Genomic DNA, 25775 nt, shown 5'->3' with positions numbered 1-25775 from the left:
TAAAAAAGCGAAAGAGCCGAAGAGGCCTTTCGCTTTTTTATTCTGTTGAATCATTCATGTTGTCTAAAAACTCCTGCACTGTTTTTCGGTACGTATCCCGATTTTTGGTATATGACATGGCGTGTTCACCGTTCTCGGCAATGTACAGCGCTTTCGGCCCGCGTTTCTTTTCATAAAGCCGCTCGGTTGAAGAAACAGGAATGTAGTCATCATCCTTACTGTGAATAAAGAGGACCGGCTTTTCGATTTTATCAATGACAGCAAGCGGAGATACTTCACGTGCGCGATAGCCGCCTCTCAGCTTCAAAAAGAAGTCGGCGATAGGAAGCAGGGGCCAAGACGGGAGCCTGTATTCCGCTCTCAGCCGGTAGGCAAGCTGTTCATCAAAACATGCGAACGGACAATCGGCAATATAAAAATCAGCGCCATCGCTGCAGTGTGCACCAGCGTAAAGCAGGGCGGTCACAGCTCCCATCGACTCACCGTGAATTCCGATCAATCCGCGATGATTTGTTTTGTTTTTGAGCCAGCTGACAACCTTATTGAGATCATCCTTTTCGTAAAACCCGTAGCTGGTCGTCTTTCCGCCGCTTTGGCCATGTCGGCGGTGGTCATAAATGAGCACATTCCAGCCGAGATCAAGAAATAAATGCATATACTTAAGAGAATTCAGCACATTCATGGTTACCCCGTGGCAGATGATGATGGTATTTGGTGTGTCATGCGGTGCGACATGGTATCCTTTTATGTCGTACCCGTAAGCGGAGGGTATCACAAAAGCGGTTTTCTCCATTTGCTCAAATGATTCAAACACATCATGTCCGTTGTCTGTCTCTCTTTTGATAATGTCTTCATCCGTTTTTTTCTTGATGAATAGAATCATATTTGAAAAAACAATTCCGATTGCGATGACAGCTGTTACGAGAGCGCCAATGGCCAAAAGGATTTTCTTCAAAAGTCACAGCACCTTTCAACTAAATATAGGTAATTCGTGTTTAAAATCATTATACCTAAACACTGCTCCGCTGAGAAAGTGATCAGAAGAGAGTCTGCTTGTTCAGTGTATATGCTCCGTGATAAACTGTCTTCAAAACAAAACATGGGGGAAGTCTGAATGAAAAAACAAAAATCCGCTGACAAACACCAGCTAAAAGACGGCCTTCAATCCGATATCAAAGCAAAGCTTATGGAGATGAAGAGCCAATTGAAGGAAGAGGATGAAAAGAGGCAGGAAAGAGAAAAAGCAGAACAGATTAGAAAGAAAAAAGAGATCGAAAAAAATAAGAGCTTTGAAGAACTCCTAAATGAAAGCCAAATGGATTGGCATCAATATAAATAAACCAGCACCCGTACAGGTGCTGGTTTTTCTGCTATGAGCGATGAGCTTTGTAAATGTCTTGTTTCGTATGAGATTGGAGCGCTTTGATTTCCTCTTCGGTTAAACGCCGTGCATTTGCTGCCTGAATATTTTCCCGTAACTGCTCAATCTTACTGGCGCCTGTAATCACTGAAGCGACAGCCGGCTGTGCTAGCAGATACTGCAGCGACTTTTCTGTCATGGAAAGATCGGGAGCCACTTCCTCCATTGCCTTGCGTGCATTTGTCAGTTCCTCGAATGAATAGGACAAGTACCCGTTTTGTTTCATACTGTCTGAAGCTTGATCAAGCGGTTTTTCAGTTAAGAGCCCTTTGGCAACAGGACCTCTGGCGACTACGCTGATTTGATGTTCCTCTAAAAGCGGGAGCCATTCCTCAGGGCGTCTGTCAAACAGGCTGAATTGCATCATAATGCTGACGATGTTTGATTTTTTTACATATTCTTTAATCACATTCGGGCGGATGGAAGAAATGCCGTAGTAGCGGATGACACCTTCTTGTTTTAATTCCTCAAACGCTTCAATCGTTTCATCAATGTTGTCCTCTATCGTGCCGCCGTGAAGCTGATAAAGGTCGATATAATCTGTTTTCAGCCGTTTAAGGCTCTTTTTTACCGCCTCTTTTATGTAAGCTTTTGAAGGGTCCCAATACCAGCCCTCGCTTCCGTCATCCCAACGGTTTCCCGCTTTTGTTGCCAGAATAATATCCTGGCGTCTGTTTTGGATCGCATCACCGACAATTTCTTCATTGCGTCCTCGGTCATACAAATCCGCTGTGTCCAAATAGTTGATGCCAAGCTCGATCGCTTCATCCAGAATGGACAATGCTTTGTTTTTTTCAGTTCCAAGAGACATACAGCCGAGTCCGACTTCGCTAATGTCTAAATCAGATGTACCCAATTTGCGCTTTCTCATGTGCACACTCCTTTTTTAGGCTTTGTATTGACCGTAATATAAAGGAGCTAAAGTTTCAACTTTTATGGCTTTGAGATCCAATCTTTCACATATTGAAATGTGCGTCCATACTCTTTTAACTTCGCCCGAATTTTCCATGCTTTTCCGACTAAGACAACACCTTTTGGCATGCGATGCACTTTCACGAAGAAGCCCCCTTTTGCTCTAGTATGATAAAATGTATGGGGCATCATATAGAGACAGAACGGGAGATGAAGAAATGAAATCATTAGAAGAAAAAACAATTGCCAAAGAACAGATCTTTTCGGGTAAAGTCATTGATCTTTATGTCGAGGATGTAGAGCTGCCAAACGGCAAAGCCAGTAAACGTGAAATTGTGAAACACCCTGGAGCTGTAGCGGTACTAGCCGTCACAGATGAAGGGAAAATCATCATGGTCAAACAATTCCGTAAGCCGCTTGAGCGGACGATCGTTGAAATTCCGGCCGGTAAGCTTGAAAAAGGTGAGGAGCCGGAGTATACGGCACTTCGGGAACTTGAAGAGGAAACCGGTTATACAGCAAAAAAACTGACAAAAATAACTGCGTTTTATACATCACCCGGATTTGCAGATGAGATCGTTCACGTTTTTCTTGCTGAGGAGCTTTCTGTGCTTGAAGAAAAACGGGAGCTTGATGAGGACGAGTTTGTTGAAGTGATGGAGGTGACGCTTGAAGATGCGCTAAAGCTGGTTGAATCGCGTGAAGTATATGATGCTAAAACAGCCTACGCGATTCAGTATCTTCAACTGAAAGAAGCGCTCCAAGCACAAAAATGAAAAAGATTTACGCGGATTTGCACATTCATATCGGCCGGACCTTTACAGGAAGGGCTGTCAAAATAACAGGCGCCAAAACATTAACGCTGGACAGAATTTTGGTTGAAGCCAGTGAACATAAAGGAATTGAACTCCTCGGCATTATCGACTGTCATTCTCCGGAAGTCATTCTAGAGCTTGAGGAAGGCATTTCATCTGGAAAATATCGCGAGCTTGACGGGGGAGGAATCCGTTATCGCAGCACGACTCTTTTATTGGGGAGCGAGCTGGAGATTTATGATGAAGCCTGCAGCGGACCGATCCATGTGCTCGTATTTATGCCGACGCTGGCTGATATGAAACAGTTTTCAAACTGGCTGTCAGCCCGGCTGAAAAATATTCATTTAAGCTCGCAGCGGATTTATGAAACGGGCTTAAACCTGCAAAAAAAAGTGCAGGATATGGGCGGCCTGTTTATCCCCGCCCATATCTTTACGCCGCATAAAAGCTTATATGGAAAAGGGGTTAAATCAAGCTTAACTGAGGTTTTTGATCCATCTATGATAGACGCGGTGGAGCTTGGATTAAGCTGTGATACAGACATGGCATCACACGTATCGCAATTGAATCCGTATCCTTTTTTAACAAATTCTGATGCGCATTCGTTGGGGAAAATCGGCAGAGAATATAATGAACTATATGTGCAGTCAGCTGATTTTACTGAATTTGCTCTTGCATTAAAGGGACAAGATGACAGGAAAATTATCGCAAATTACGGCTTGGACCCGTTATTGGGGAAATATTATCAGACGGCTTGCGAAGCGTGCGGAGAGCCTGCTGTAAGCGGGGAAACAGCGTGCGCGAATTGCGGAAATTCCAGATTTACCAAGGGAGTCAGCGAAAGATTGCATGAATTGAGTAATCAGCTTGAAGTTCGCGTCCCGCGTCCGCGATATGTACATCAGATCCCGCTGCAATTTGTTCCGGGTGTAGGCCCGAAAACGCTGGACAAACTAAAAAAAGCCTTCGGAACAGAAATGGCTGTTCTTCACGAGGCTGCAGAAGAAGATTTGGCTCGCGTTGTCCCGCCGAAAACCGCGGCGCTTATCGTAAAAGCGAGATCCGGAAAACTGGAATTGAAAGCCGGAGGAGGAGGAACCTACGGTAAAATTAAACCGTGAGCTAAAGATTAACTCAGTTCCTCCTGTACTTTTCTTTTTGTGCGTATAAAGGTAATCAGCTGGATGATTTCATCTTCACTCAGCGGCTGGCCATCAACAGAAATGGTAAAGTCAAGGCTGCTCCACGTGGCCAATTCTATGGCCTGAGGAGCAGTCTGCTTTTGTTTCTCGCGGCCTAAAAGTTCATCGCAGGTTGTGTCAAAGAGGTCAGCCAGCATGGCAAGCGCTTCAAGTGAAGGCCGTCGGTAGCCTGACTCGTAGCCGGCATATGTGCTTTTTGCGATACCGAGAAGGTCAGCTGTATATTGAAGCGACCAATTTTTCTTTTTTCTCAATTCTGTTAAACGATCTAGATTCATGAACTTCCGCTCCTTTTTCACCTTGAGCTGATTATATCATATAGGTATTAGGAAGTGTACGCGAATTGAATAATAATGTCTTGCGTATTTTATTTTCCGTGTCTATAATTGCATTAAAAGTATGCGAAAAGCGAATACCTTCTCGCAACCCATCTTTAGATACAGTGAAGAGGTGCATGGTATGAAAAAATTATTGATGTTGACAACTGGGGGAACGATTGCTTCAGTTGAAGGGGAAAATGGGCTGGCTCCCGGAGTCAAGGCTGATGAATTATTAAGTTACGTATCAACACTTGATAACGATTACACAATGGAAACTCAGTCGCTTATGAATATAGACAGCACCAATATGCAGCCTGAATACTGGGTGGAAATAGCGGAAGCCGTTAAGGAAAATTATGATGCCTATGACGGGTTTGTTATTACTCACGGTACAGATACAATGGCCTATACATCTGCCGCACTATCGTATATGCTGCAGCATGCCAAAAAGCCGATTGTCATCACCGGCTCGCAGATTCCGATCACGTTCCAAAAAACCGATGCCAAAAAAAATATTACAGATGCCATTCGATTTGCCTGTGAAGGCGTGGGCGGCGTTTATGTTGTGTTTGACGGCAGAGTCATTCAGGGAACGCGTGCGATCAAATTAAGAACGAAAAGCTACGACGCATTTGAAAGCATCAATTACCCATATATCGCTTTTATCAATGAAGACGGGATCGAATACAACAAACAAGTAACGGAACCTGAGAACGACACCTTCACAGTTGACACTTCACTATGTACAGATGTATGTCTGCTGAAGCTGCATCCAGGCTTAAAGCCCGAAATGTTTGATGCCCTGAAAAGCATGTACAAAGGAATTGTCATTGAGAGTTATGGCAGCGGAGGGGTGCCGTTTGAAGGCAGAGACATTTTGTCAAAAGTGAATGAGCTGATCGAAAGCGGCATTGTCGTGGTCATTACGACTCAATGTCTTGAAGAAGGCGAAGACATGAGCATTTACGAAGTTGGCCGCAGAGTCAACCAAGACTTAATTATCCGATCAAGAAATATGAACACAGAAGCAATTGTGCCAAAATTGATGTGGGCACTAGGTCAGTCTTCGGATCTTCCTGTCGTCAAGAGAATTATGGAAACGCCGATAGCTGATGACGTTGTCCTGTAAAATGTAAAAACGATAACCAGCAAAGAGAAAGAAGGTTAAAGATTATGTTAAACGGCCAAAAAGAATATCGCGTGGAAAAAGACTTCCTTGGGGAAAAACAAATTGAAGCAGATGTTTATTACGGAATTCAGACGCTCCGTGCTTCTGAAAATTTCCCGATCACAGGATACAAAATCCATGAGGAAATGATTAACGCACTGGCGATTGTGAAAAAAGCTGCGGCTCTTGCCAACATGGACGTGAAACGGCTGTATGAAGGAATTGGCCAAGCTATCGTACAAGCCGCTGACGAGATTCTCGAAGGCAAGTGGCACGATCAGTTTATCGTCGATCCGATTCAGGGCGGTGCCGGAACTTCTATGAACATGAACGCGAATGAGGTTATCGGAAACCGGGCGCTTGAAATCATGGGACATAAAAAGGGAGATTACATTCATTTAAGTCCAAACACACATGTGAACATGTCACAGTCTACGAACGATGTGTTTCCGACTGCTATTCATATTTCCACATTGAAGCTCTTAGAAAAACTGCTGAAAACAATGGAAGATATGCATAGCGTTTTTAAGCAAAAAGCACAGGAGTTTGACTCTGTTATTAAAATGGGCCGGACACACCTTCAAGATGCGGTTCCGATCCGTCTTGGCCAGGAATTCGAAGCTTATAGCCGTGTTCTCGAGCGTGATATCAAACGAATCAAGCAATCGCGCCAGCACCTATATGAAGTCAACATGGGCGCAACTGCTGTTGGTACAGGGCTGAACGCTGATCCTGAATATATCAAACAGGTAGTAAAGCACCTTGCTGATATTAGCGGGCTTCCTCTTGTCGGCGCTGACCATCTTGTTGATGCGACACAAAATACAGATGCCTATACAGAGGTATCAGCTTCATTAAAAGTCTGCATGATGAACATGTCGAAGATCGCAAACGACCTGCGCTTAATGGCGTCGGGACCGCGCGCCGGACTTGCGGAAATTTCTCTGCCTGCACGTCAGCCGGGTTCATCTATTATGCCGGGGAAAGTCAATCCGGTTATGGCGGAGCTGATCAACCAAATTGCGTTCCAGGTTATCGGAAACGACAATACAATCTGCCTTGCTTCAGAAGCCGGCCAGCTTGAGTTGAACGTCATGGAGCCCGTGCTTGTCTTTAATTTGCTTCAATCCATCAGCATCATGAACAACGGCTTCCGTTCGTTCACTGACAACTGCTTAAAGGGCATTGAAGCCAACGAAAAGCGGTTGAAGCAATACGTAGAAAAAAGCGCAGGCGTGATCACAGCTGTCAATCCGCATCTTGGATATGAAGCGGCTGCCAGAATTGCCAGGGAAGCGATTATGACAGGCCAATCAGTCCGTGACCTTTGCCTGCAGCATGATGTGCTGACAGAAGAAGAATTGGATATTATTTTAAACCCATATGAGATGACCAAACCAGGTATCGCAGGGAAAGAACTATTAGAAAAATAAAATTTGTATAAAATACAGCTTATTCATCTCCGAATAGTCGGATGAATAAGCTGTTTACAACATAGGGATGAGGAAGTATAGTATACGTGTTGCACTATATATTGAAAGCGTTTTAGCTTTTACATGAAGGGGGACTTCTTTTGAAGGATGTAAGATTGCCAACACTATTTGAAATTATTATTGTACTAGGAGTATTTTTAGCACTTGTTCTATCGTTTACAGTCTTTCTCGACTTGCCGATACAGCTGGCGCTTTTTGTTTCATGGTTTATTGCAATGCTTTTAGGTATAAGACTCGGTTATTCTTATAAAGATTTACAAAATGCGATTGTACATGGGATATCAAATGGCCTTGAAGCCGTACTGATTCTCGTTTCAGTTGGGGCGCTCATCGGAACATGGATTGCCGGAGGCGTTGTGCCGACTTTGATTTATTACGGACTGGAATTTATTCACCCAAGTATCTTTTTACTGGCAACGTTAATTATTTGTTCCATTATGTCTGTGGCAACAGGAACGTCATGGGGAACAGTCGGAACTGCCGGCATTGCCATGATCGCAATTGGAGAGGGTTTAGGCATTCCGCTTCCTCTAGTAGCGGGAGCTATTCTTTCAGGTGCTTATTTTGGGGACAAGCTGTCTCCGCTGTCTGACAGTACAGTTCTAGCTTCTTCACTATCAAAAGTCGATGTATTGGCTCACGTGAGAGCAATGCTTTATTTATCAATACCTGCTTATGTCATTACAGCTATACTCTTTACAGTTGTTGGATTTATGTACGGCGGGAAAAATATTGATCTTGATAAAGTTGAATTCTTAAAATCATCTTTGCAAAACACGTTTGACATTCATATTTGGATGCTGATCCCGGCAGTTCTCGTCATAGTCTTATTGGCGATGAAAAAGCCATCTATGCCGGTTATCGTAATTGGCGCTTTACTCGGTGCAATCTGGGCTGTTGTTTTCCAAGGAATGGATATTGCCCATGCGATTGCAACTGCGTACAACGGCTTTTCTATTAAAACGGATGTTGAATTTTTGAACGGCTTGTTAAACCGCGGTGGAATTGTCGGTATGCTTGATTCTCTCGTCGTCATCATCTTTGGCCTTGGTTTTGGCGGTCTGCTTGAGAAACTCGGCGTGTTAAAAGTCATTGTTTCAACGTTTGAAAAGAAATTAACTTCAGCCGGCAATGTCACATTGTCTACACTGATCGTAGCGTTTTTAGCAAACATCTTCGGCTGTGCGATGTATGTATCTCTTATTTTGACTCCGAAAATTATGGAAGACAGCTATGATCGCTTACATCTGGACAGAAGAGTGTTATCACGTAACTCAGAGGTCGGGGGAACATTGACTTCGGGGATGGTTCCTTGGTCTGATAATGGGATTTACATGGCTGGTATTTTAGGTGTTTCTACCTTCTCTTATCTGCCGTTTATGTGGCTCAGTTTTGTAGCAATAGGTCTTGCAATTATCTATGGTTATACAGGAAAATTTATATGGTATACGAAAAACAATACAGTTAAAGCCGAAAAACTAGGCTAATAGGGGAGGATCACTGAATGATAGCGAAACACATGATTCGGACACTGATGATCGAAACGCCTTCGGTTCCCGGAAATCTTGGAAGGGTGGCTACGGCCATCGGCCTTCTGGGCGGGGATATTGGTGAAGTGGAGACGGTAAAAGTCGGACCCAATTACACAATGCGGAATATTACCGTTCAAGTGGAGAATGAAGAACAGCTTCAGGAAGTGATCGCGGCTGTACAGGCCCTCGGAGAAGGGATCAGGCTTCACACCGTATCTGATGAAGTCCTGTCCGCACATGAAGGCGGAAAAATCCAAATGAAAAGCAAAATGCCGATCCGTTCACTGGCAGAGCTGGGACGTGTCTACACACCAGGTGTTGCGGACGTGTGCCGACTGATCGAAAAAGAACCTGAAAAAGCTTCTATTTATACAACGATCAGCAATTCTGTTGCAATTGTAACGGATGGAACCGCAATTTTAGGCCTTGGGAATATCGGCTCTGTGGCTGGCATGCCTGTCATGGAAGGAAAGGCTGCTTTGTTTGATCAGCTGGCGGGTATTAGCGGCATTCCGATACTGCTTGATACGAGTGATCCTGAAGAAATCATCAAAACAGTAAAACATATTTCTCCGGGCTTTAGCGGCATCCTTCTTGAGGATATCGGTTCGCCGCATTGTTTTGAAATCGAGGATCGCCTAAAAGAGGAGCTGAACATCCCTGTTATGCACGATGACCAGCATGGTACAGCTGTAGTGACGCTGGCAGCTGCCATTTCGGCATGCAGGAGTGCGGGGGTTGACCTGAAGGAAGCGAAAGTGGGGCAAATCGGCCTTGGCGCAGCAGGCGTGGCCATCTGCCGGATGTTCATGGCTTATGGTGTGAATGCTGTATACGGAACAGACAAATCAGAGTCAGCAATGAACCGTCTCGAACAATACGGCGGACAGGCAGTTTCCAGTATTGAGGAGCTTATGGAAACATGTGATATTGTCATTGCTACAACGGGCGTTCCGGGTTTAATAAAACCGGCATTTGTACGTTCTGGTCAAGTGATTCTGGCTTTATCGAATCCGAAGCCGGAAATTGAGCCGGAGGCCGCACTGCAGGCTGGCGCCGCATATGCAGCTGACGGGCGTTCTGTTAATAATGTACTCGGTTTTCCGGGGATTTTTAGAGGAGCGCTTAACGCAAAAAGCACGGAGATTAATCATGATATGCTTGTCGCAGCAGCAGAGGCCATCGCAGCCTGCACTAAACAAGGTGATGTTGTCCCTCAGCCGCTTGATTCAAAAGTCCATCATGCGGTAGCAGCAGCTGTCGAGCATGCAGCTCTTACAGCAGTGAAATAAATGTAGCTAAACAGCACCTGTCGTAGCAGGTGCTGTTTTTTTCTTATCATTGTTCAATTTTGTTATCATTACTATGAAAATAAAAAAGGGAGTGATCACATGGCAAAAAGCCAAGCGAAAAAGAAGCGGGGGCATCGATTGAGAAACGGCGGACGTGACGTCTTATTATCAAGAGGCAGCACACCATCTTTCAGCACACATGAAAGAATGACAAAAAGCAAAAAAGAGATTTTGAATAAACGGAAGCATAAGAATCCTTATGATCATACAGCAGTTGATGATAAGGATTTTTTTGTGCCCCAAAAAGCCGCCTAGCATTCATCTCTATCGTTTCTTTTTGAAAAAGGGCATGTTTTTCCGTTTCTTTCATACAATCTATTAAATCAAATCACTAGAACGGGCGGGAGGAAACGGTATGCGAAAAATCTCTTATAAGGACATGTTTCTCAGGCATGTCAAAGATCATCTCTCTCTTTATATATTTGTGTCAGTGCTGTTTTTCATGGGTGTCATCTTTGGCGCGATTATTGTCAACAGTATGACCATCAGCCAGAAAGAAGATTTATACTACTACTTAAGTCAATTTTTTGGACAGCTTTCGGATGGAAAACAGGCAAGTTCAGCTGATATGTTTGGGCAAAGTATCTTTCATAATGCAAAGTATTTAGGCCTGATGTGGATACTGGGAATTTCCGTCATTGGGATGCCGATTATTTTCATTATGATCTTTCTGAAAGGGATCGTCGTCGGCTTTACTGTCGGGTTCCTAGTCAATCAGATGGGAGTAAGCGGGTTTTTCCTATCATTTGTTTCCGTTTTGCCGCAAAATGTGCTGCTGATTCCGGCTTATCTCATTATGGGCACATGTGCAATTGCGTTTTCTTTAAAGTTAATCAGACAGCTGTTCGTGAAACGAAGCCTGCATGACGCGCCGATTCAATGGTTCGGGCGGTATGCCTTTGTGCTGCTGGTCATTCTGTTTTTAGCGCTGATTTCATCTCTCTTTGAAGCATACTTATCTCCTGTTTTAATGGAAAAGCTTACATCTAGACTTTTTTAAAATCATTATTAAAAGAAAACCGTTTTATTTATCAGTTTATAATAATTATAGTTGGAACTCTGCGCGTATTTTGTTATAATGAGTCATGGAATGCGGCGTAGGAGGGAAAGACATGGAAAACCGTATTGATCGTATTAAGAAACAACTGCACTCATCCAGCTATAAACTTACGCCACAGCGTGAAGCGACAGTAAGAGTGCTGCTTGAAAACGAAGAAGACCATTTAAGCGCAGAAGATGTATACCTCCTCGTAAAAGAGAAATCTCCTGAGATCGGTCTCGCTACAGTATACCGTACGCTTGAATTATTAACTGAATTAAAAGTCGTAGATAAAATTAACTTTGGAGACGGTGTGTCCCGTTACGACCTTCGGAAAGAGGGCGCAGCTCACTTTCATCACCACTTGGTGTGCATGGAGTGCGGAGCCGTTGATGAAATTGAAGAAGATTTGCTTGAAGACGTGGAAGAAATCATTGAACGTGATTGGAAATTTAAGATTAAAGATCATAGATTGACGTTTCACGGCATTTGCCACCGCTGTAACGGAAAAGAAACTGAATAGACGGTGCCGAGCGCGAACCTTTTCTCATGGGGAAAGGGTTTTTTGCTGTTTCTATGTATAAAACCTTTCTGATTTGGCATATGGTTTATATAACTGGAACCATAGGGAAAGGATCGATTAGGACATGGGAAGATTCCTGAAAACAGCTGTCGATGCATTGAAAGTTTTCATCCTGTTTACCGGTTTTACCGCTTTGTTCTATTATGCTATGATATGGGTGAATCAAGAGTATGAAAACTATCATCGGTATGATAAACCGGAAGGCTCCGCTGTAAAAGTTGTTGAAATGGATCAGGATGAAAAAGGCGGATGGCTCGACCGGTTGATCTTTTTTTACCAAAACGGGGAGTAGATCAAGAGTGAAAGATCAAATAAGGGATTTCATCCACTACGTCATGGTAGAGAGAGGGCTCTCTCAAAATACGATCGTATCCTATGAACGTGACTTGAAAAGCTATTCTCTCTACTTAACAGAAACCCTTCATGTGACGGATTGGAATCACGTTACCCGCATACATATTATCCAATACTTAAAGCATTTGAAGGACTCGGGGAAATCCGGCAAGACATCGGCGCGGCATTTGGCATCCATTCGCTCTTTTCATCAATTTCTGCTCAGGGAAAAAGTAACGGATAAGGACCCTTCCGTTCATATCGAAACACAAAAGACGGAACGGGCGCTTCCGAAGGTGCTCGCGCTCAATGAGGTCGAGCGGTTATTGGACACGCCTAAGCTGACGAGCCCATTCGGATACCGGGATAAAGCGATGCTGGAGCTGCTTTATGCGACAGGCATACGAGTCAGTGAAATGATTGAATTGAAAACGGCTGATGTTCATTTATCTATGGGGTTTATCCGATGCTTCGGCAAAGGAAGAAAAGAACGGATTGTGCCAATCGGTGAAGCCGCTGCTTCCGCCATTGAGGAATATATGACAAAAGCCAGGGGAAAACTGTTAAAAAATAATGTATCTGACGCCCTCTTTTTAAATCATCACGGCAAACAGATCAGCCGCCAGGGATTTTGGAAGAACCTGAAAAAAATCGCGTTGGAAGCCGGCATTAAGAAAGAGCTGACTCCGCATACACTCAGGCATTCCTTTGCGACGCATCTGCTTGAGAACGGGGCAGATTTAAGAGCGGTGCAGGAAATGCTCGGTCATGCGGATATATCCACGACGCAAATTTATACGCATGTGACGAAAACAAGGCTGAAGGATGTGTACAAGCAGTTTCATCCGCGAGCATAGCCGCAGGTGGCTGCGGCTTTTTTGTTTAGAGCGACAGAAAATATTGAAGTTTCTCATTATTTCCAAATACATTGTCAACGGGAATGAAAACGGTTTATACTTGAGTTGTCAGACCTCTTAGCGATACAATAGACGTATAGAAAAAAAGGAGGCTTTCAAGATGCCTGCATACAAATATAATCGTGTGTTTTTAATTGTGATGGACTCAGTCGGAATCGGCGAAGCGCCGGATGCCGCTGACTTTAATGACGAAGGCGCTCATACGCTCGGTCATATTGCCGAGCATATGAACGGATTACATATGCCGAATATGGAAAAGCTCGGCCTTGGTCTTATCGAAGATATCAAAGGTGTAGAAAAAACAGAACATCCGCTTGCCTATTATGGAAAAATGCAAGAAGCGTCAAACGGAAAAGATACGATGACCGGCCATTGGGAGATTATGGGTTTATACATTGATAAACCATTTAAAGTGTTCCCGGAAGGCTTTCCTGATGAATTGCTTCAAGAGCTGGAAAAGAGATCTGGCCGCAAAATTATTGGAAACAAGCCGGCTTCCGGCACAGCGATTTTGGATGAGCTTGGTCAGGAGCACATGGAGACAGGGGCTTTAATTGTTTACACGTCTGCTGACTCTGTTCTGCAAATTGCCGCTCACGAAGAGGTTGTGCCGCTTGAGGAGCTGTATCGCATTTGCGAAACGGCGAGAGAGCTGACGCTTGATCCGAAATATATGGTTGGCCGCATTATTGCACGGCCGTTCGTCGGAGAGCCGGGTCAATTCAAACGGACGCCAAACCGCCATGACTATGCCCTTAAACCGTTTGATCGCACTGTCATGAATGAATTGAAAGACAGCGGCTTAGATGTGATTTCAATCGGTAAAATCTCTGATATTTACGACGGAGAAGGCATTACTTCTTCACGCAGAACGGTTTCCAATATGGACGGAATGGACAAGGTGATCGATACGCTGGGAGAAGACTTTACGGGTCTGAGCTTTGCGAACCTTGTTGATTTTGACGCGTTATTCGGACACCGCCGTGACCCTGAAGGCTACGGACGCGCGCTTGAAGAATTTGATGCGCGGCTTCCGGAAGTGTTTGAAAAAATGAGAGAAGACGATCTGTTAATTATTACAGCCGACCATGGCAATGATCCGATTCATCATGGGACTGACCATACACGCGAGTATGTGCCGATTCTCGCTTACAGCAAAAAACATAAGAAAGCGCAAATGCTGCCGCTTGCAGATACATTTGCTGATATCGGCGCAACGATCGCTGATAATTTCCAAACGAATAAACCGAAATACGGGAAAAGCTTTTTATCTTTATTACAATAGGGGGACTGTTTCTTGAAGGACAGAATTGAACGCGCAGCCGCTTTTATTAAACAAAACCTGCCGGAATCTCCGAAGATCGGCCTTATTTTAGGCTCAGGTCTTGGCATTTTGGCGGACGAAATTGAAAATCCGGTCAAGCTGAAATATGAAGATATACCTGAATTCCCGGTATCTACTGTTGAAGGGCATGCCGGACAGCTTGTGCTTGGCACTCTTGAAGGAGTTTCCGTCATTGCAATGCAGGGCCGCTTTCATTTTTATGAAGGCTACTCAATGGAGAAAGTCACATTCCCTGTACGCGTGATGAAAGCGCTCGGTGTGGAAGCGTTGATCGTGACAAATGCCGCAGGCGGTGTCAACACTGAATTCCGTGCGGGAGACTTAATGATTATTACCGATCATATCAACTTTATGGGAACAAACCCGTTAATCGGGCCAAACGAAGCAGATTTCGGCGCCAGATTTCCAGATATGTCTTCAGCCTATGACAAAGATCTGTCCAGCCTGGCTGAAAAGATTGCGAAAGACCTTAATATCCCAATTCAAAAAGGCGTGTACACTGCTGTGACAGGACCTTCTTACGAAACACCGGCAGAAGTCCGTTTCTTAAGAACGATGGGCTCTGATGCAGTCGGCATGTCTACTGTTCCGGAAGTCATTGTAGCGAATCATGCGGGAATGCGGGTTCTTGGCATTTCCTGCATCTCTAACGCGGCAGCCGGAATTCTGGATCAGCCTTTAAGTCACGATGAAGTGATGGAAGTGACCGAAAAAGTAAAAGCTGGATTCTTAAAGCTTGTTAAAGCGATCGTCGCTCAGTACGAATAAAAATGAATCAATGCAGGACCAAAAGACAGCTGTGTCTGATATCACACAGCTGTCTTTTTTATGCCCAAAATTCGAAACATTTTCCATCAGTGGCGTATAAAACCATCCCGCTTGGAAAAAATAAAAAGGATTATGAAATGGAGGGCTTTTGAGATGAAACGTCTTTTATCCACTTTGTTGATTGGTATAATGCTGCTTACATTTGCACCGTCTGCATTTGCAAAACAAGACGGAAAACGTACATCGGAGCTTGCTCATGAAGCGAAGTCTGCGGTGCTGATAGAACGTGACACGGGAAAAGTGCTTTACAACAAGAACAGCAATGAGAGACTGGCGCCTGCAAGCATGACGAAAATTATGACGATGCTTTTGATTATGGAAGCTTTAGATAAAGGCAAAATCAAAATGAGTGATAAAGTCCGTACAAGCGAGCATGCGGCGTCAATGGGCGGCTCACAGATCTTCCTTGAGCCCGGCGAAGAAATGACTGTCAAAGAAATGCTGAAAGGCATCGCAATCGCTTCGGGAAATGACGCTTCCGTCGCCATGGCTGAATTTATTTCCGGCTCTGAAGAAGAATTTGTGAAGAAAATGAATAAAAAAGCAAAAGAGCTGGGATTGAAAAATACATCCTTTAAAAACCCAACAGGACTGACCGAGGAAGGACACTACAGCTCTGCTTATGACATGGCAATCATGGCTAAGGAATTATTGAAATACGAATCAATTACGAAGTTTACCGGCACGTATGAAGATTATCTGCGTGAAAATACAGATAAAAAGTTTTGGCTTGTAAATACAAATCGCCTTATCAAATTTTATCCTGGTGTAGACGGCGTAAAAACAGGCTATACAGGCGAAGCGAAATATTGTCTGACTGCTTCGGCTAAAAAAGGAAACATGCGGGCCATAGCGGTTGTATTCGGAGCGAGCACGCCTAAAGAAAGAAACGCGCAAGTGACAAAAATGCTTGACTTCGCCTTTAGCCAATATGAAACGCATCCTTTATATAAACGAAATCAAACAGTAGCAAAAGTAAAGGTCAAAAAAGGGAAACAAAAATTTATCGAACTCACTACATCTGAGCCGATTTCAATATTGACGAAAAAAGGCGAGGATATGAACGATGTGAAAAAAGAAATCAAGATGAAGGACAATATTAGTGCTCCGATTCAAAAAGGCCAAGAGCTTGGCACTCTTGTTCTGAAAAAGGATGGAGAAGTACTCGCTGAAAGTCCTGTTGCTGCAAAAGAAGATATGAAGAAAGCCGGGTTTATCACATTCTTAAAGCGGACGATGGGAGACTGGACAAAATTTAAGTAATTATGCCGAATGACCACTAGTTTTGTCACGGTGAAGGAATTCATTCCGTCGAAATCGAAACACTCATTATCCGATCATATCAAGGAGGAATGAGCATGAGCCTTGGAATTGACATGAATGTCAAAGAATCTGTGCTTTGTATTCGATTAACAGGCGAACTCGATCACCATACGGCTGAAACCCTGAAGCAAAAAGTGACTCAATCATTGGAGAAGGATGATATTCGCCATATCGTGCTGAACTTGGAGGACCTCTCCTTTATGGACAGCTCGGGGCTTGGCGTTATTTTAGGAAGATACAAGCAAATTAAGCAAATTGGCGGGGAAATGGTCGTTTGCGCTATCTCTCCTGCGGTGAAGCGATTGTTTGATATGTCGGGTCTGTTTAAAATTATCCGATTTGAACAATCTGAACAGCAGGCGCTCCTGACACTGGGGGTGGCATCATGAAAAATGAAATGCACATTGAGTTTTCTGCCCTCAGTCAGAATGAATCGTTCGCCCGTGTGACAGTTGCATCATTTATAGCTCAGCTGGACCCGACAATGGATGAACTGACTGAAATCAAAACAGTCGTGTCAGAGGCTGTCACGAATGCGATTATCCATGGATATGAAGAGAACTGTGAAGGAAAAGTTTACATTTCAGTGACGCTGGAAGATCATGTCGTATATATTACTATTCGTGATGAAGGCTTAGGCATTACAGATCTTGAAGAAGCCCGTCAGCCTCTATTTACGACTAAGCCTGAGCTTGAGCGCTCTGGAATGGGCTTTACCATTATGGAAAATTTCATGGATGATGTCAGTATCGATTCATCGCCTGAAATGGGAACAACGATTCGCTTAACAAAGCACTTATCAAAAAGCAAAGCGCTTTGTAATTAAGGAGATTTGTTATGGATGTGGAGGTTAAGAAAAACGGCAAAAACGCTCAGCTGAAGGATCATGAAGTAAAGGAATTAATCAAACAAAGCCAAAATGGCGACCAGCAGGCAAGAGACCTCCTCATAGAAAAAAACATGCGTCTTGTTTGGTCTGTCGTACAGCGGTTTTTAAACAGAGGATATGAGCCTGACGATCTCTTCCAGATCGGCTGCATCGGGCTGTTAAAATCTGTTGACAAATTTGATTTAACCTATGATGTGCGTTTTTCAACGTATGCAGTGCCGATGATTATCGGAGAAATCCAACGATTTATCCGTGATGACGGAACCGTAAAGGTATCAAGGTCATTAAAAGAGCTTGGAAACAAAATCCGGCGCGCAAAGGATGAGCTTTCGAAAACACTGGGCAGAGTGCCGACGGTGCAGGAGATCGCTGACCATTTGGAGATTGAAGCTGAGGATGTTGTACTGGCCCAAGAGGCGGTAAGGGCTCCATCTTCGATTCACGAAACCGTTTATGAAAATGACGGAGATCCGATTACCCTGCTTGATCAAATCGCTGACAACTCAGAAGAAAAATGGTTTGACAAAATTGCGCTGAAAGAAGCAATCAGCGATTTGGAGGAAAGGGAAAAACTAATCGTCTATCTCAGATATTATAAAGACCAGACACAGTCCGAGGTGGCTGAGCGGCTCGGGATCTCTCAGGTGCAGGTTTCCAGGCTTGAAAAGAAAATATTAAAACAGATCAAGGTTCAAATGGATCATACGGATGGCTAGTCTGCAGTGCAGGCTAGCTTTTTTGTGTGCAAAAGCGTGGTAATTTATGGTCTTTTCGAGCGGATGAATGAGAACAAAATCGAACCACATACTACATATATAACCACCGAAAGATGGTGATCAATGATGGAACGACGAATATTTATCCGGCTTCGCCACCGGGTGCTGGCACATCCAGGGGATATTATTACCGTTGGAGATGCCGCGCAAATAGAAGGGCAGCTTCAGCTGAAAAAGAAACTTTCGGCTATGCCGCTTTATCAGGTGAGCGAAAAAGATAAAAATATCGTAATTCTGGATATCATACAAGTCCTCAGAGCCATTCATTTACAAGATCCGACACTTGATGTTCAAACCGTAGGCGGAGCAGAAACCATTGTTGAAATTCAATATCGAAAGCGAAATTTATCAACGGTTCTATTTATCGGTGTCTGGCTGCTTCTGTTTATTGGATCGTGTCTTGCCATCATGAACTTTCATGAGGATGTAAGCATGAGAGATGTTCATATCGCACTATATGAAATCATAACCGGAGAGAGGAATGACTATCCATATTTGCTTCAAATCCCATACAGCATCGGTTTGGGACTGGGGATGATCGTGTTTTTTAACCACATATTTAAAAAGCGCCTAAATGAAGAGCCCAGCCCGCTGGAGGTTGAGATGTTTAACTATCAGCTTGATCTCGATCAATATGTGGCCATGCATGAGAATCAAGAAACCATAAAGGATCTGCATGATCGTTAGTGTATTGTTCATTATTTTTGTCGGGCTCGGCGGAGGCATAACGGTGGGGGCGGGTTTCGTTGCTTTTTTAACCGTAATGGGAATCATTCCGCGGCTGATGCAGCTCACCAAAACAATGAGATTTGTTCAGGCTTATGAAGCGGCTGTTATTCTTGGCGCGGTTTGCGGGGGATGGGAGACGCTTCATATGAATCATCTTTATCTAACAAAATGGATAGCTGTGCCGGTCGGGCTTCTGGCAGGTTTGTTCGTCGGGATGCTAGCTGCTGCTCTTACAGAGGTTTTAAATGTCCTGCCGATTTTGGCAAAACGAATCGGGCTCAGAAGTAAAATCATTATTTTATTAATGGCCATCGTGATTGGGAAAATCGCGGGATCTTTATTTCACTGGCTGTACTTTATTGACCATTCATAAGGAGGTTTCAAGATGACAAACATAAAAGAAAATTACAAATCAAAAGTGAAAACATATCAGCCTAAGCCCCCTTACGTCTGGAACTGTGTAAAAGCCTTTTTAGTGGGCGGACTGATTTGTGCAATCGGGCAAGGTCTGCAAAATTTTTATATCCATTTTTTTGATTTCAATGAAAAAACTGCGGGGAATCCAACAGCTGCAACGCTGATATTAATTTCTGCCCTGCTTACAGGGTTTGGAATCTATGACAGAATCGGACAATTCGCAGGCGCAGGTTCAGCCGTACCTGTCACAGGTTTTGCCAACAGTATGGCAAGCGCGGCTCTTGAATATAAAAGCGAAGGATTAGTGCTTGGAGTAGCGACAAATATGTTTAAACTGGCAGGAAATGTTATTGTTTTCGGAGTTGTAGCTGCATACATCGTTGGAATGATTCGGTTTGCTTTTGAGAAACTGATGTCATAGGAGGAGAAGAAAATGAAATTAACAGGAAAGCAAACCTGGGTATTTGAACATCCCATATTTGTCAACTCAGCGGGAACGGCAGCAGGACCAAAGGAAAAAGACGGACCGCTCGGCTCTTTATTTGATAAAACCTATGACGAAATGCATTGTAATCAAAAAAGCTGGGAAATGGCGGAACGGCAGCTGATGGAAGACGCTGTTAATGTTGCGCTTCAAAAAAACAATCTGACAAAAGATGATATTGACCTATTGCTGGCAGGCGACTTGCTGAACCAAAACGTGACGGCTAACTATGTCGCAAGACACTTGAAAATCCCATTTCTTTGTATGTTTGGCGCCTGTTCAACATCAATGGAAACAGTGGCTGTCGCATCAGCCTTAGTTGATGGCGGGTTTGCCAAAAGGGCACTCGCTGCCACCAGCAGTCACAATGCAACTGCGGAAAGACAGTTTCGCTATCCGACAGAATACGGAGGCCAAAAACCGGACACTGCTACCTCCACTGTAACCGGAAGCGGTGCAGTTGTCATCAGTCAGACACCGGGTGATATCCAAATCACAAGTGCGACTGTCGGGAAGGTTTCTGATTTAGGAATTACAGATCCTTTTGATATGGGATCGGCTATGGCTCCGGCTGCAGCTGATACGATTAAGCAGCACTTTAAAGATCTCAACCGGACAGCGGATGACTATGATCTAATCCTGACAGGTGACCTGTCAGGCGTCGGTTCTCCAATCGTAAAAGACATTTTAAAAGAAGATGGATATCCAGTCGGCACAAAGCATGATGATTGCGGGCTTCTGATTTACACTCCGGATCAGCAGGTCTTTGCCGGGGGGAGCGGCTGTGCTTGTTCAGCGGTTGTCACCTACTCTCATATTTTTAAGCAGCTGAGAGAAGGAAAACTAAACCGTGTATTTGTCGTGGCGACCGGGGCGCTATTAAGCCCGACGATGATCCAGCAAAAAGAAACCATCCCGACTATCGCCCACGGGGTTGTATTTGAGCGTGCAGGAGGTGCATCTTAACATGGACTACCTTTTGGCTTTTGTCTGCGGCGGGGCCATTTGTATCGTCGGCCAGCTGCTCTTGGATATTTTTAAATTGACGCCAGCTCATGTCATGACATCATTTGTTGTAATCGGTGCAATATTAGATGGTTTCGGCATTTACGATAAATTTATTGAATTTGCCGGAGGAGGCGCCACCGTTCCGATCGTCAGCTTCGGTCACAGTCTTCTGCACGGCGCCATGCATCAGGCGCATATACACGGATTTATCGGAATCGGCATGGGGATTTTTGAGCTGACCTCGGCCGGTATCTCAGCCGCTATTCTTTTCGCCTTTATCGTAGCTGTTATTTTCAAACCGAAAGGATAATGCCGACATGACGACAAAACGCAAGGTCATACTGGTAACAGACGGGGATGTTTATGCCGCTAAAACAATTGAATACGCCGCAAGCAAAGTGGGAGGCCGATGCATTTCACAATCAAAAGGGAATCCTTCCACCCGCAGCGGCGCCGAGCTTGTCAAGCTGATCGCCTCAGCACCGTATGATCCTGTATTTGTCATGTTTGACGACTCCGGCCTTCAAGGAGAGGGTCCAGGAGAAGCCGCTCTAACCTATGTCGCAACCCATCCGTCTATTGAAGTGCTCGGTGTGATTGCGGTCGCGTCAAAAACACATCAGGCTGAATGGACCAGGGTCGATGTAAGCATTGACCGCAATGGAGAAATAACTGAATACGGCGTCGATAAAGTCGGGGAAAGGGAATTTGATGACCACAGAATGAGTGGAGATACAGTCTATTGCCTTGATAAACTTGATCTCCCGCTTATTGTCGGTATCGGGGATATCGGCAAAATGGGCAGAAAAGACGATATCTCAAAAGGGTCGCCAATCACCATGAAAGCGGTCGAGTTTATTTTAGAAAGGAGCGGGTATCATGCCGGACCACAAGGAAGAGAAAATTCGGGTTTATCGGAATCCAGCTAAAAATGAAGAGTATTTCAAAAACCGTGTTGGGATGGGGACGAGCTATGATGTAGGTGTTCGCAAGCTCACGATTTTAGATAAAGAGATCCAGCTTTACTATCTAAATGGATTATGCGATACAGCCTATATTATTCATTTAATGAGAGAGCTTGTTGCCATTAACAATCGGAAAGAAGACCCTGATGAGCTGGTCGACATCGTCGAAAACAGGCTGCTTAACGCCCAGGTCGAAAAAGTAAAAACCTTGGATGAAACCACCGACCAAGTGCTGTCCGGGCTCGTCGCTGTCATTGTTGAAGGTGCAGGCTTCGCATTTATAATTGACGTCAGAAGCTATCCGGGCAGAAACCCGGAAGAACCTGATACGGAAAAGGTAGTCAGGGGAGCCAGAGACGGATTTGTTGAAAATATCGTCGTCAATACGGCCCTTCTCAGAAGGCGGATCAGAGACGAACGCCTTCGAGTCAAGATGACTAAAGTTGGTGAGCGGTCAAAGACGGATTTAAGCATTTGTTATATAGAAGATATAGCTGATCCGGATCTGGTTGAGATCGTAGAAAAAGAAATTGCATCCATTGATGTCGATGGATTAACAATGGCAGACAAAACTGTCGAGGAATTCATTGTTAATCAAAGCTATAATCCTTTTCCGCTCGTGCGCTATACAGAAAGACCGGATGTGGCCGCAAATCATGTTCTAGAAGGCCATGTTATCATTATAGTGGACACATCGCCGAGTGTGATCATTACCCCGACGACTTTATTTCACCATGTGCAGCATGCTGAAGAATATAGGCAGGCGCCTTCAGTCGGGACCTTTTTAAGATGGGTAAGATTTTTCGGTATTCTTGCTTCTACTTTATTTCTTCCGATCTGGTTTCTCTTTGTGCTTCAGCCTGATCTGCTCCCGGACAACATGAAATTTATCGGTTTAAATAAAGATACGCATATCCCGATCATCCTGCAGATATTTTTAGCTGACTTAGGAATCGAGTTTCTCAGAATGGCTGCCATTCACACACCGACGGCTTTATCGACAGCAATGGGTTTAATTGCCGCTGTTCTGATCGGGCAGATTGCGATTGAGGTCGGCCTTTTTTCTCCTGAGGTGATTCTGTACGTCTCACTTGCGGCGATTGGAACCTTTACGACGCCTAGTTATGAATTAAGCTTGGCAAACAAAATGAGCCGTCTTGTCCTCATGATACTCGTTGCTTTATTTCATATAAAAGGGCTCGTCATCGGATTTACAGTGCTAATTATTGCCATGGCAAGCATCAAATCCCTTCAGACACCGTACTTATGGCCGCTGATTCCCTTTAACGGAAAGGCGCTGTGGCAGGTTCTTGTCCGCACAGCGAAACCTGGCGCAAAAGTAAGACCCAGCATCGTTCACCCCAAAAATCGCTTAAGGCAGCCTACCAATTCATAATCGCATTGAAACTGACTGAAGAGTATGATAATGTATGTCTTAATTATGAAGGGACAGTCCATAAAACTGTCCTTTCATCCATAAGCGGAGAAAGAGGGAATGACATTGTTCTTACACGGCACAAGCAGACAAAATCAACATGGTCATTTAGAAATCGGAGGTGTGGATGCTCTCTATTTAGCGGAGAAATATGGTACACCTCTTTACGTATATGATGTGGCTTTAATACGTGAGCGTGCTAAAAGCTTTAAGCAGGCGTTTATTTCTGCAGGGCTGAAAGCACAGGTGGCATATGCGAGCAAAGCATTCTCATCAGTCGCAATGATTCAGCTCGCTGAGGAAGAGGGACTTTCTTTAGATGTCGTATCCGGAGGAGAGCTTTATACGGCTGTTGCGGCAGGCTTTCCGGCAGAACGCATCCACTTTCATGGAAACAATAAGAGCAGGGAAGAACTGCGCATGGCGCTTGAGCACCGCATCGGCTGCATTGTGGTGGATAATTTCTATGAAATTGCGCTTCTTGAAGACCTATGTAAAGAAACGGGTCACTCCATCGATGTTCTTCTTCGGATCACGCCCGGAGTAGAAGCGCATACGCATGACTACATTACAACGGGCCAGGAAGATTCAAAGTTTGGTTTCGATCTTCATAACGGACAAACTGAACGGGCCATTGAACAAGTATTACAATCGGAACACATTCAGCTGCTGGGTGTCCATTGCCATATCGGCTCGCAAATCTTTGATACGGCCGGTTTTGTGTTGGCAGCGGAAAAAATCTTCAAAAAACTAGACGAATGGAGAGATTCATATTCATTTGTATCCAAGGTGCTGAATCTTGGAGGAGGTTTCGGCATTCGTTATACGGAAGATGATGAACCGCTTCATGCCACTGAATACGTTGAAAAAATTATCGAAGCTGTGAAAGAAAATGCTTCCCGTTACGGTTTTGACATTCCGGAAATTTGGATCGAACCGGGCCGTTCTCTCGTGGGAGACGCAGGCACAACTCTTTATACGGTTGGCTCTCAAAAAGAAGTGCCGGGTGTCCGCCAATATGTGGCTGTAGACGGAGGCATGAACGACAATATTCGTCCTGCGCTTTACCAAGCTAAATATGAAGCTGCGGCAGCCAACAGGATCGGAGAAGCGCATGACAAAACGGTATCAATTGCCGGAAAGTGCTGTGAAAGCGGAGATATGCTGATTTGGGATATTGACCTGCCGGAAGTAAAAGAAGGCGATCTTCTTGCCGTTTTTTGTACAGGCGCTTATGGATACAGCATGGCCAACAATTATAACCGTATTCCGAGACCCGCCGTTGTATTTGTCGAAAACGGTGAGGCTCATTTAGTCGTGAAGCGAGAAACATACGAAGATATTGTAAAACTTGATCTGCCATTTAAAACGGGTGTAAAGCAATAAAAGAAAGCGCCGATTTTTCGGCGCTTTTCCTATTTGAATATAGATACAATCGCATTCCAGATAGATACGAAGAAATCAATGACTTTCTGGATGAAGTTTTTGCCTTCATCTGATTCTATGAATTTCGTAATCTTATCTTTCGCTTTATCTAGCTGGTCACTGACCTGTCCCCAGTCAATGTCAGCGTTTTTCATCTTATTGAATAGGGAGACAAGCTGATTCTTTTGGCTGTCTGTAAGTGTGACGTTTAAATCAGAAGCTGCGTCATCCACTTGTTTTTCGATGTCAGCTTTATTATCAGGCACCCCGTTTTTAGCAAACTCTTCTTTGATTTTTGCAATCAGGGCTGCCGCATTTTCGTTACCGATTTTGTCTCCAAGCTCTGATGTCGTGACAAGCTCTTGGTTGGCGACTTGCTTAACATCCTCCGAGATCGCTTCGTCAGAAGAAACTTCATACGCCTTAATCAATCCAGTTAAAGCGGCAGTCCCGGATACTTCAAACGGTGCTGTAACATACACCTTCGCATCTTTAACACCGGCTGTCATCAGTGCATTCAGGTACATTTCATCTGTGATGCCGCTGATATTATGGGTCTCAACATTCAATCCGGAGCCTTTTTTGGCAATGGTGATTGACGATGAAGAAATCGCTCTCGATCCGATTTGCGCGTTCGATATATATTTTCCTAAATATTCATGTTCTTCCTTATTGGTCACGGTTACCGTTGTGGCATTATCAGGGACATTCATTTCATCAAGCACTTTTTGTTTGTCAGATTCTGACAAATCAGCACCCAGTGTTACAATGACATCTCCAACTGCGGCATCCGCGAGACTGACCTTCGGAACCATCAGCAGCAAAACGGCCGCTGCCAGCATTCCAATCCAAATTTTCTTCAAAGCAGTTTGACCTCCTTCAATTTCACAAGCAGCTGGATAGTGCTGCTTTGTGAGGACCTGAATCATGAAAAATACAGTTCCGTTAGGTTAGACGGAGATAAAGAGATTCAGGTTTCATTTTTATTTTTTAGTAAAGCTCGGGAGATTCGTTTTCCCCCGAAAGGTGTGGTATAATAGCCGCGACAAGGAGAGACAGGCTATA

Annotated in this window: 31 protein-coding genes; 26 read left to right on the top strand and 5 right to left on the bottom strand. The window is 44.3% G+C overall.

Going from position 1 to position 25775, the window contains the following annotated elements; translation table 11 throughout:
• Window positions 1-37 precede the first annotated feature (37 nt).
• A complete protein-coding gene (locus MHB62_RS11645; RefSeq protein WP_003230413.1) occupies window positions 38-955 on the bottom strand; it encodes an alpha/beta hydrolase in 918 nt (305 codons plus the stop codon).
• 159 nt (window positions 956-1114) lie between these two features.
• Between MHB62_RS11645 and MHB62_RS11640 the strand changes: the two genes are divergently transcribed.
• On the top strand, window positions 1115-1339 hold the full coding sequence (locus MHB62_RS11640; RefSeq protein ID WP_003230416.1) for a YqkE family protein: 225 nt from the start codon (window positions 1115-1117) through the stop codon (window positions 1337-1339).
• 31 nt (window positions 1340-1370) lie between these two features.
• Here MHB62_RS11640 and MHB62_RS11635 read toward each other — a convergent pair whose 3' ends face one another.
• Entirely contained in the window at window positions 1371-2291 is a 921-nt protein-coding gene (locus MHB62_RS11635; RefSeq protein WP_032722062.1) for an aldo/keto reductase, read from the bottom strand.
• Window positions 2292-2353: 62 nt separating this feature from the next.
• Window positions 2354-2476 (bottom strand): Z-ring formation inhibitor MciZ, encoded by a 123-nt coding sequence (mciZ, locus tag MHB62_RS11630; RefSeq protein ID WP_015714212.1) that lies wholly within the window; start codon window positions 2474-2476, stop codon window positions 2354-2356.
• Window positions 2477-2550: 74 nt separating this feature from the next.
• Between mciZ and nudF the strand changes: the two genes are divergently transcribed.
• Both nudF and MHB62_RS11620 read left to right on the top strand, forming a co-directional pair.
• Window positions 2551-3108 carry an ADP-ribose pyrophosphatase gene (gene nudF, locus MHB62_RS11625; RefSeq protein WP_004398600.1) on the top strand — a complete coding sequence of 186 codons (558 nt, stop codon included), beginning with the start codon at window positions 2551-2553 and terminating at the stop codon, window positions 3106-3108.
• Entirely contained in the window at window positions 3105-4268 is a 1164-nt protein-coding gene (locus tag MHB62_RS11620) for a TIGR00375 family protein (RefSeq protein ID WP_015714211.1), read from the top strand. Before nudF ends, MHB62_RS11620 begins: the two co-directional genes overlap by 4 nt.
• An 8-nt stretch (window positions 4269-4276) precedes the next feature.
• Here the strand turns inward: MHB62_RS11620 and ansR are convergent, their stop codons facing one another.
• Complete coding sequence (gene ansR / locus MHB62_RS11615; protein WP_004399024.1) at window positions 4277-4627, bottom strand: HTH-type transcriptional regulator AnsR; 351 nt, start codon at window positions 4625-4627, stop codon at window positions 4277-4279.
• A 181-nt stretch (window positions 4628-4808) separates the two neighbouring features.
• On the opposite strand from ansR, the gene ansA reads away from it, so the two are divergent.
• The 23 genes from ansA to lysA all read left to right on the top strand — a co-directional run bounded on the left by ansA (window position 4809) and on the right by lysA (window position 24671).
• Window positions 4809-5798, top strand: a complete 990-nt coding sequence (gene ansA, locus MHB62_RS11610; RefSeq protein WP_015714210.1) for an asparaginase — start codon at window positions 4809-4811, stop codon at window positions 5796-5798.
• 44 nt (window positions 5799-5842) lie between these two features.
• Complete coding sequence (gene aspA / locus MHB62_RS11605; RefSeq protein ID WP_014477246.1) at window positions 5843-7270, top strand: aspartate ammonia-lyase; 1428 nt, start codon at window positions 5843-5845, stop codon at window positions 7268-7270.
• 140 nt (window positions 7271-7410) lie between these two features.
• Complete coding sequence (gene mleN, locus MHB62_RS11600) at window positions 7411-8817, top strand: malate-H+/Na+-lactate antiporter MleN (RefSeq protein WP_003230432.1); 1407 nt, start codon at window positions 7411-7413, stop codon at window positions 8815-8817.
• 17 nt (window positions 8818-8834) lie between these two features.
• Window positions 8835-10154: an NAD-dependent malic enzyme gene (locus MHB62_RS11595; protein WP_004398731.1), complete on the top strand. Its 1320-nt coding sequence runs from the start codon at window positions 8835-8837 to the stop codon at window positions 10152-10154.
• A 99-nt stretch (window positions 10155-10253) separates the two neighbouring features.
• Window positions 10254-10469, top strand: a complete 216-nt coding sequence (locus MHB62_RS11590) for a hypothetical protein (protein ID WP_015714209.1) — start codon at window positions 10254-10256, stop codon at window positions 10467-10469.
• A gap of 100 nt (window positions 10470-10569) precedes the next feature.
• The gene (gene spoIIM, locus MHB62_RS11585) at window positions 10570-11214 is read left to right on the top strand and encodes a stage II sporulation protein M (RefSeq protein WP_004398593.1); all 645 of its coding nucleotides are present in this window, start codon (window positions 10570-10572) and stop codon (window positions 11212-11214) included.
• Between the two features lie 112 nt (window positions 11215-11326).
• Window positions 11327-11776 (top strand): ferric iron uptake transcriptional regulator, encoded by a 450-nt coding sequence (gene fur / locus MHB62_RS11580; RefSeq protein WP_003223972.1) that lies wholly within the window; start codon window positions 11327-11329, stop codon window positions 11774-11776.
• Window positions 11777-11900: 124 nt separating this feature from the next.
• The gene (locus MHB62_RS11575; RefSeq protein ID WP_014477240.1) at window positions 11901-12128 is read left to right on the top strand and encodes a YqzK family protein; all 228 of its coding nucleotides are present in this window, start codon (window positions 11901-11903) and stop codon (window positions 12126-12128) included.
• A 7-nt stretch (window positions 12129-12135) separates the two neighbouring features.
• On the top strand, window positions 12136-13026 hold the full coding sequence (gene xerD, locus MHB62_RS11570) for a site-specific tyrosine recombinase XerD (protein ID WP_032722060.1): 891 nt from the start codon (window positions 12136-12138) through the stop codon (window positions 13024-13026).
• A 160-nt stretch (window positions 13027-13186) separates the two neighbouring features.
• Complete coding sequence (gene deoB / locus MHB62_RS11565; protein ID WP_032722059.1) at window positions 13187-14371, top strand: phosphopentomutase; 1185 nt, start codon at window positions 13187-13189, stop codon at window positions 14369-14371.
• 12 nt (window positions 14372-14383) lie between these two features.
• Window positions 14384-15199: a purine nucleoside phosphorylase I, inosine and guanosine-specific gene (locus tag MHB62_RS11560; RefSeq protein ID WP_003230447.1), complete on the top strand. Its 816-nt coding sequence runs from the start codon at window positions 14384-14386 to the stop codon at window positions 15197-15199.
• Window positions 15200-15352: 153 nt separating this feature from the next.
• Window positions 15353-16522, top strand: a complete 1170-nt coding sequence (gene dacF / locus MHB62_RS11555; RefSeq protein WP_004398637.1) for a D-alanyl-D-alanine carboxypeptidase DacF — start codon at window positions 15353-15355, stop codon at window positions 16520-16522.
• 95 nt (window positions 16523-16617) lie between these two features.
• Window positions 16618-16971 (top strand): anti-sigma F factor antagonist, encoded by a 354-nt coding sequence (gene spoIIAA, locus MHB62_RS11550; protein WP_004398633.1) that lies wholly within the window; start codon window positions 16618-16620, stop codon window positions 16969-16971.
• Window positions 16968-17408, top strand: coding sequence for an anti-sigma F factor (gene spoIIAB, locus MHB62_RS11545; protein WP_032722056.1), 441 nt, complete (start codon window positions 16968-16970; stop codon window positions 17406-17408). Before spoIIAA ends, spoIIAB begins: the two co-directional genes overlap by 4 nt.
• A gap of 11 nt (window positions 17409-17419) precedes the next feature.
• Window positions 17420-18187: an RNA polymerase sporulation sigma factor SigF gene (sigF, locus tag MHB62_RS11540; protein WP_003230458.1), complete on the top strand. Its 768-nt coding sequence runs from the start codon at window positions 17420-17422 to the stop codon at window positions 18185-18187.
• A 126-nt stretch (window positions 18188-18313) separates the two neighbouring features.
• Window positions 18314-18934, top strand: coding sequence for a stage V sporulation protein SpoVAA (gene spoVAA, locus MHB62_RS11535; RefSeq protein ID WP_015714205.1), 621 nt, complete (start codon window positions 18314-18316; stop codon window positions 18932-18934).
• The gene (gene spoVAB / locus MHB62_RS11530; protein WP_003230463.1) at window positions 18924-19349 is read left to right on the top strand and encodes a stage V sporulation protein SpoVAB; all 426 of its coding nucleotides are present in this window, start codon (window positions 18924-18926) and stop codon (window positions 19347-19349) included. Before spoVAA ends, spoVAB begins: the two co-directional genes overlap by 11 nt.
• A gap of 12 nt (window positions 19350-19361) precedes the next feature.
• Window positions 19362-19814 (top strand): stage V sporulation protein AC, encoded by a 453-nt coding sequence (spoVAC, locus tag MHB62_RS11525; protein ID WP_003223947.1) that lies wholly within the window; start codon window positions 19362-19364, stop codon window positions 19812-19814.
• A 12-nt stretch (window positions 19815-19826) separates the two neighbouring features.
• Window positions 19827-20843 (top strand): stage V sporulation protein AD, encoded by a 1017-nt coding sequence (spoVAD, locus tag MHB62_RS11520; RefSeq protein WP_003230465.1) that lies wholly within the window; start codon window positions 19827-19829, stop codon window positions 20841-20843.
• 1 nt (window position 20844) lies between these two features.
• The gene (gene spoVAE / locus MHB62_RS11515; protein ID WP_003230467.1) at window positions 20845-21195 is read left to right on the top strand and encodes a stage V sporulation protein AE; all 351 of its coding nucleotides are present in this window, start codon (window positions 20845-20847) and stop codon (window positions 21193-21195) included.
• A gap of 7 nt (window positions 21196-21202) precedes the next feature.
• On the top strand, window positions 21203-21814 hold the full coding sequence (gene spoVAEA / locus MHB62_RS11510) for a stage V sporulation protein SpoVABEA (RefSeq protein ID WP_003230469.1): 612 nt from the start codon (window positions 21203-21205) through the stop codon (window positions 21812-21814).
• Window positions 21765-23246, top strand: coding sequence for a spore germination protein SpoVAF (gene spoVAF / locus MHB62_RS11505; protein ID WP_003230471.1), 1482 nt, complete (start codon window positions 21765-21767; stop codon window positions 23244-23246). Before spoVAEA ends, spoVAF begins: the two co-directional genes overlap by 50 nt.
• A 105-nt stretch (window positions 23247-23351) precedes the next feature.
• Window positions 23352-24671, top strand: coding sequence for a diaminopimelate decarboxylase (gene lysA, locus MHB62_RS11500; protein WP_004398851.1), 1320 nt, complete (start codon window positions 23352-23354; stop codon window positions 24669-24671).
• 29 nt (window positions 24672-24700) lie between these two features.
• On the opposite strand, the gene MHB62_RS11495 is transcribed toward lysA, so the two are convergent.
• A complete protein-coding gene (locus MHB62_RS11495; RefSeq protein ID WP_009967658.1) occupies window positions 24701-25573 on the bottom strand; it encodes a DUF1002 domain-containing protein in 873 nt (290 codons plus the stop codon).
• Between the last annotated feature and the right edge of the window lie 202 nt (window positions 25574-25775).

The sequence above is a fragment of the Bacillus sp. FSL K6-0255 genome, assembly GCF_045040725.1.
Classification (GTDB): Bacteria; Bacillota; Bacilli; order Bacillales; family Bacillaceae; genus Bacillus; species Bacillus subtilis.
The sequence above is the reverse complement of the archived record's forward strand: the minus strand, read 5'-3'. Positions and strand labels throughout refer to the sequence as shown.

Coding starts and splice junctions, on each gene's coding strand:
- spoVAD (WP_003230465.1), top strand. CDS start 19,827: ATGAAATTAACAGGAAAGCAAACCTGGGTATTTGAACATCCCATATTT.
- MHB62_RS11595 (WP_004398731.1), top strand. CDS start 8,835: ATGATAGCGAAACACATGATTCGGACACTGATGATCGAAACGCCTTCG.
- spoVAB (WP_003230463.1), top strand. CDS start 18,924: ATGATCGTTAGTGTATTGTTCATTATTTTTGTCGGGCTCGGCGGAGGC.
- nudF (WP_004398600.1), top strand. CDS start 2,551: ATGAAATCATTAGAAGAAAAAACAATTGCCAAAGAACAGATCTTTTCG.
- MHB62_RS11635 (WP_032722062.1), bottom strand. CDS start 2,291: ATGAGAAAGCGCAAATTGGGTACATCTGATTTAGACATTAGCGAAGTC.
- spoIIAA (WP_004398633.1), top strand. CDS start 16,618: ATGAGCCTTGGAATTGACATGAATGTCAAAGAATCTGTGCTTTGTATT.
- spoVAF (WP_003230471.1), top strand. CDS start 21,765: ATGCCGGACCACAAGGAAGAGAAAATTCGGGTTTATCGGAATCCAGCT.
- spoVAE (WP_003230467.1), top strand. CDS start 20,845: ATGGACTACCTTTTGGCTTTTGTCTGCGGCGGGGCCATTTGTATCGTC.
- aspA (WP_014477246.1), top strand. CDS start 5,843: ATGTTAAACGGCCAAAAAGAATATCGCGTGGAAAAAGACTTCCTTGGG.
- fur (WP_003223972.1), top strand. CDS start 11,327: ATGGAAAACCGTATTGATCGTATTAAGAAACAACTGCACTCATCCAGC.
- ansA (WP_015714210.1), top strand. CDS start 4,809: ATGAAAAAATTATTGATGTTGACAACTGGGGGAACGATTGCTTCAGTT.
- dacF (WP_004398637.1), top strand. CDS start 15,353: ATGAAACGTCTTTTATCCACTTTGTTGATTGGTATAATGCTGCTTACA.
- deoB (WP_032722059.1), top strand. CDS start 13,187: ATGCCTGCATACAAATATAATCGTGTGTTTTTAATTGTGATGGACTCA.
- spoIIAB (WP_032722056.1), top strand. CDS start 16,968: ATGAAAAATGAAATGCACATTGAGTTTTCTGCCCTCAGTCAGAATGAA.
- MHB62_RS11575 (WP_014477240.1), top strand. CDS start 11,901: ATGGGAAGATTCCTGAAAACAGCTGTCGATGCATTGAAAGTTTTCATC.
- spoVAC (WP_003223947.1), top strand. CDS start 19,362: ATGACAAACATAAAAGAAAATTACAAATCAAAAGTGAAAACATATCAG.
- MHB62_RS11640 (WP_003230416.1), top strand. CDS start 1,115: ATGAAAAAACAAAAATCCGCTGACAAACACCAGCTAAAAGACGGCCTT.
- spoVAA (WP_015714205.1), top strand. CDS start 18,314: ATGGAACGACGAATATTTATCCGGCTTCGCCACCGGGTGCTGGCACAT.
- MHB62_RS11590 (WP_015714209.1), top strand. CDS start 10,254: ATGGCAAAAAGCCAAGCGAAAAAGAAGCGGGGGCATCGATTGAGAAAC.
- ansR (WP_004399024.1), bottom strand. CDS start 4,627: ATGAATCTAGATCGTTTAACAGAATTGAGAAAAAAGAAAAATTGGTCG.
- MHB62_RS11620 (WP_015714211.1), top strand. CDS start 3,105: ATGAAAAAGATTTACGCGGATTTGCACATTCATATCGGCCGGACCTTT.
- spoIIM (WP_004398593.1), top strand. CDS start 10,570: ATGCGAAAAATCTCTTATAAGGACATGTTTCTCAGGCATGTCAAAGAT.
- sigF (WP_003230458.1), top strand. CDS start 17,420: ATGGATGTGGAGGTTAAGAAAAACGGCAAAAACGCTCAGCTGAAGGAT.
- spoVAEA (WP_003230469.1), top strand. CDS start 21,203: ATGACGACAAAACGCAAGGTCATACTGGTAACAGACGGGGATGTTTAT.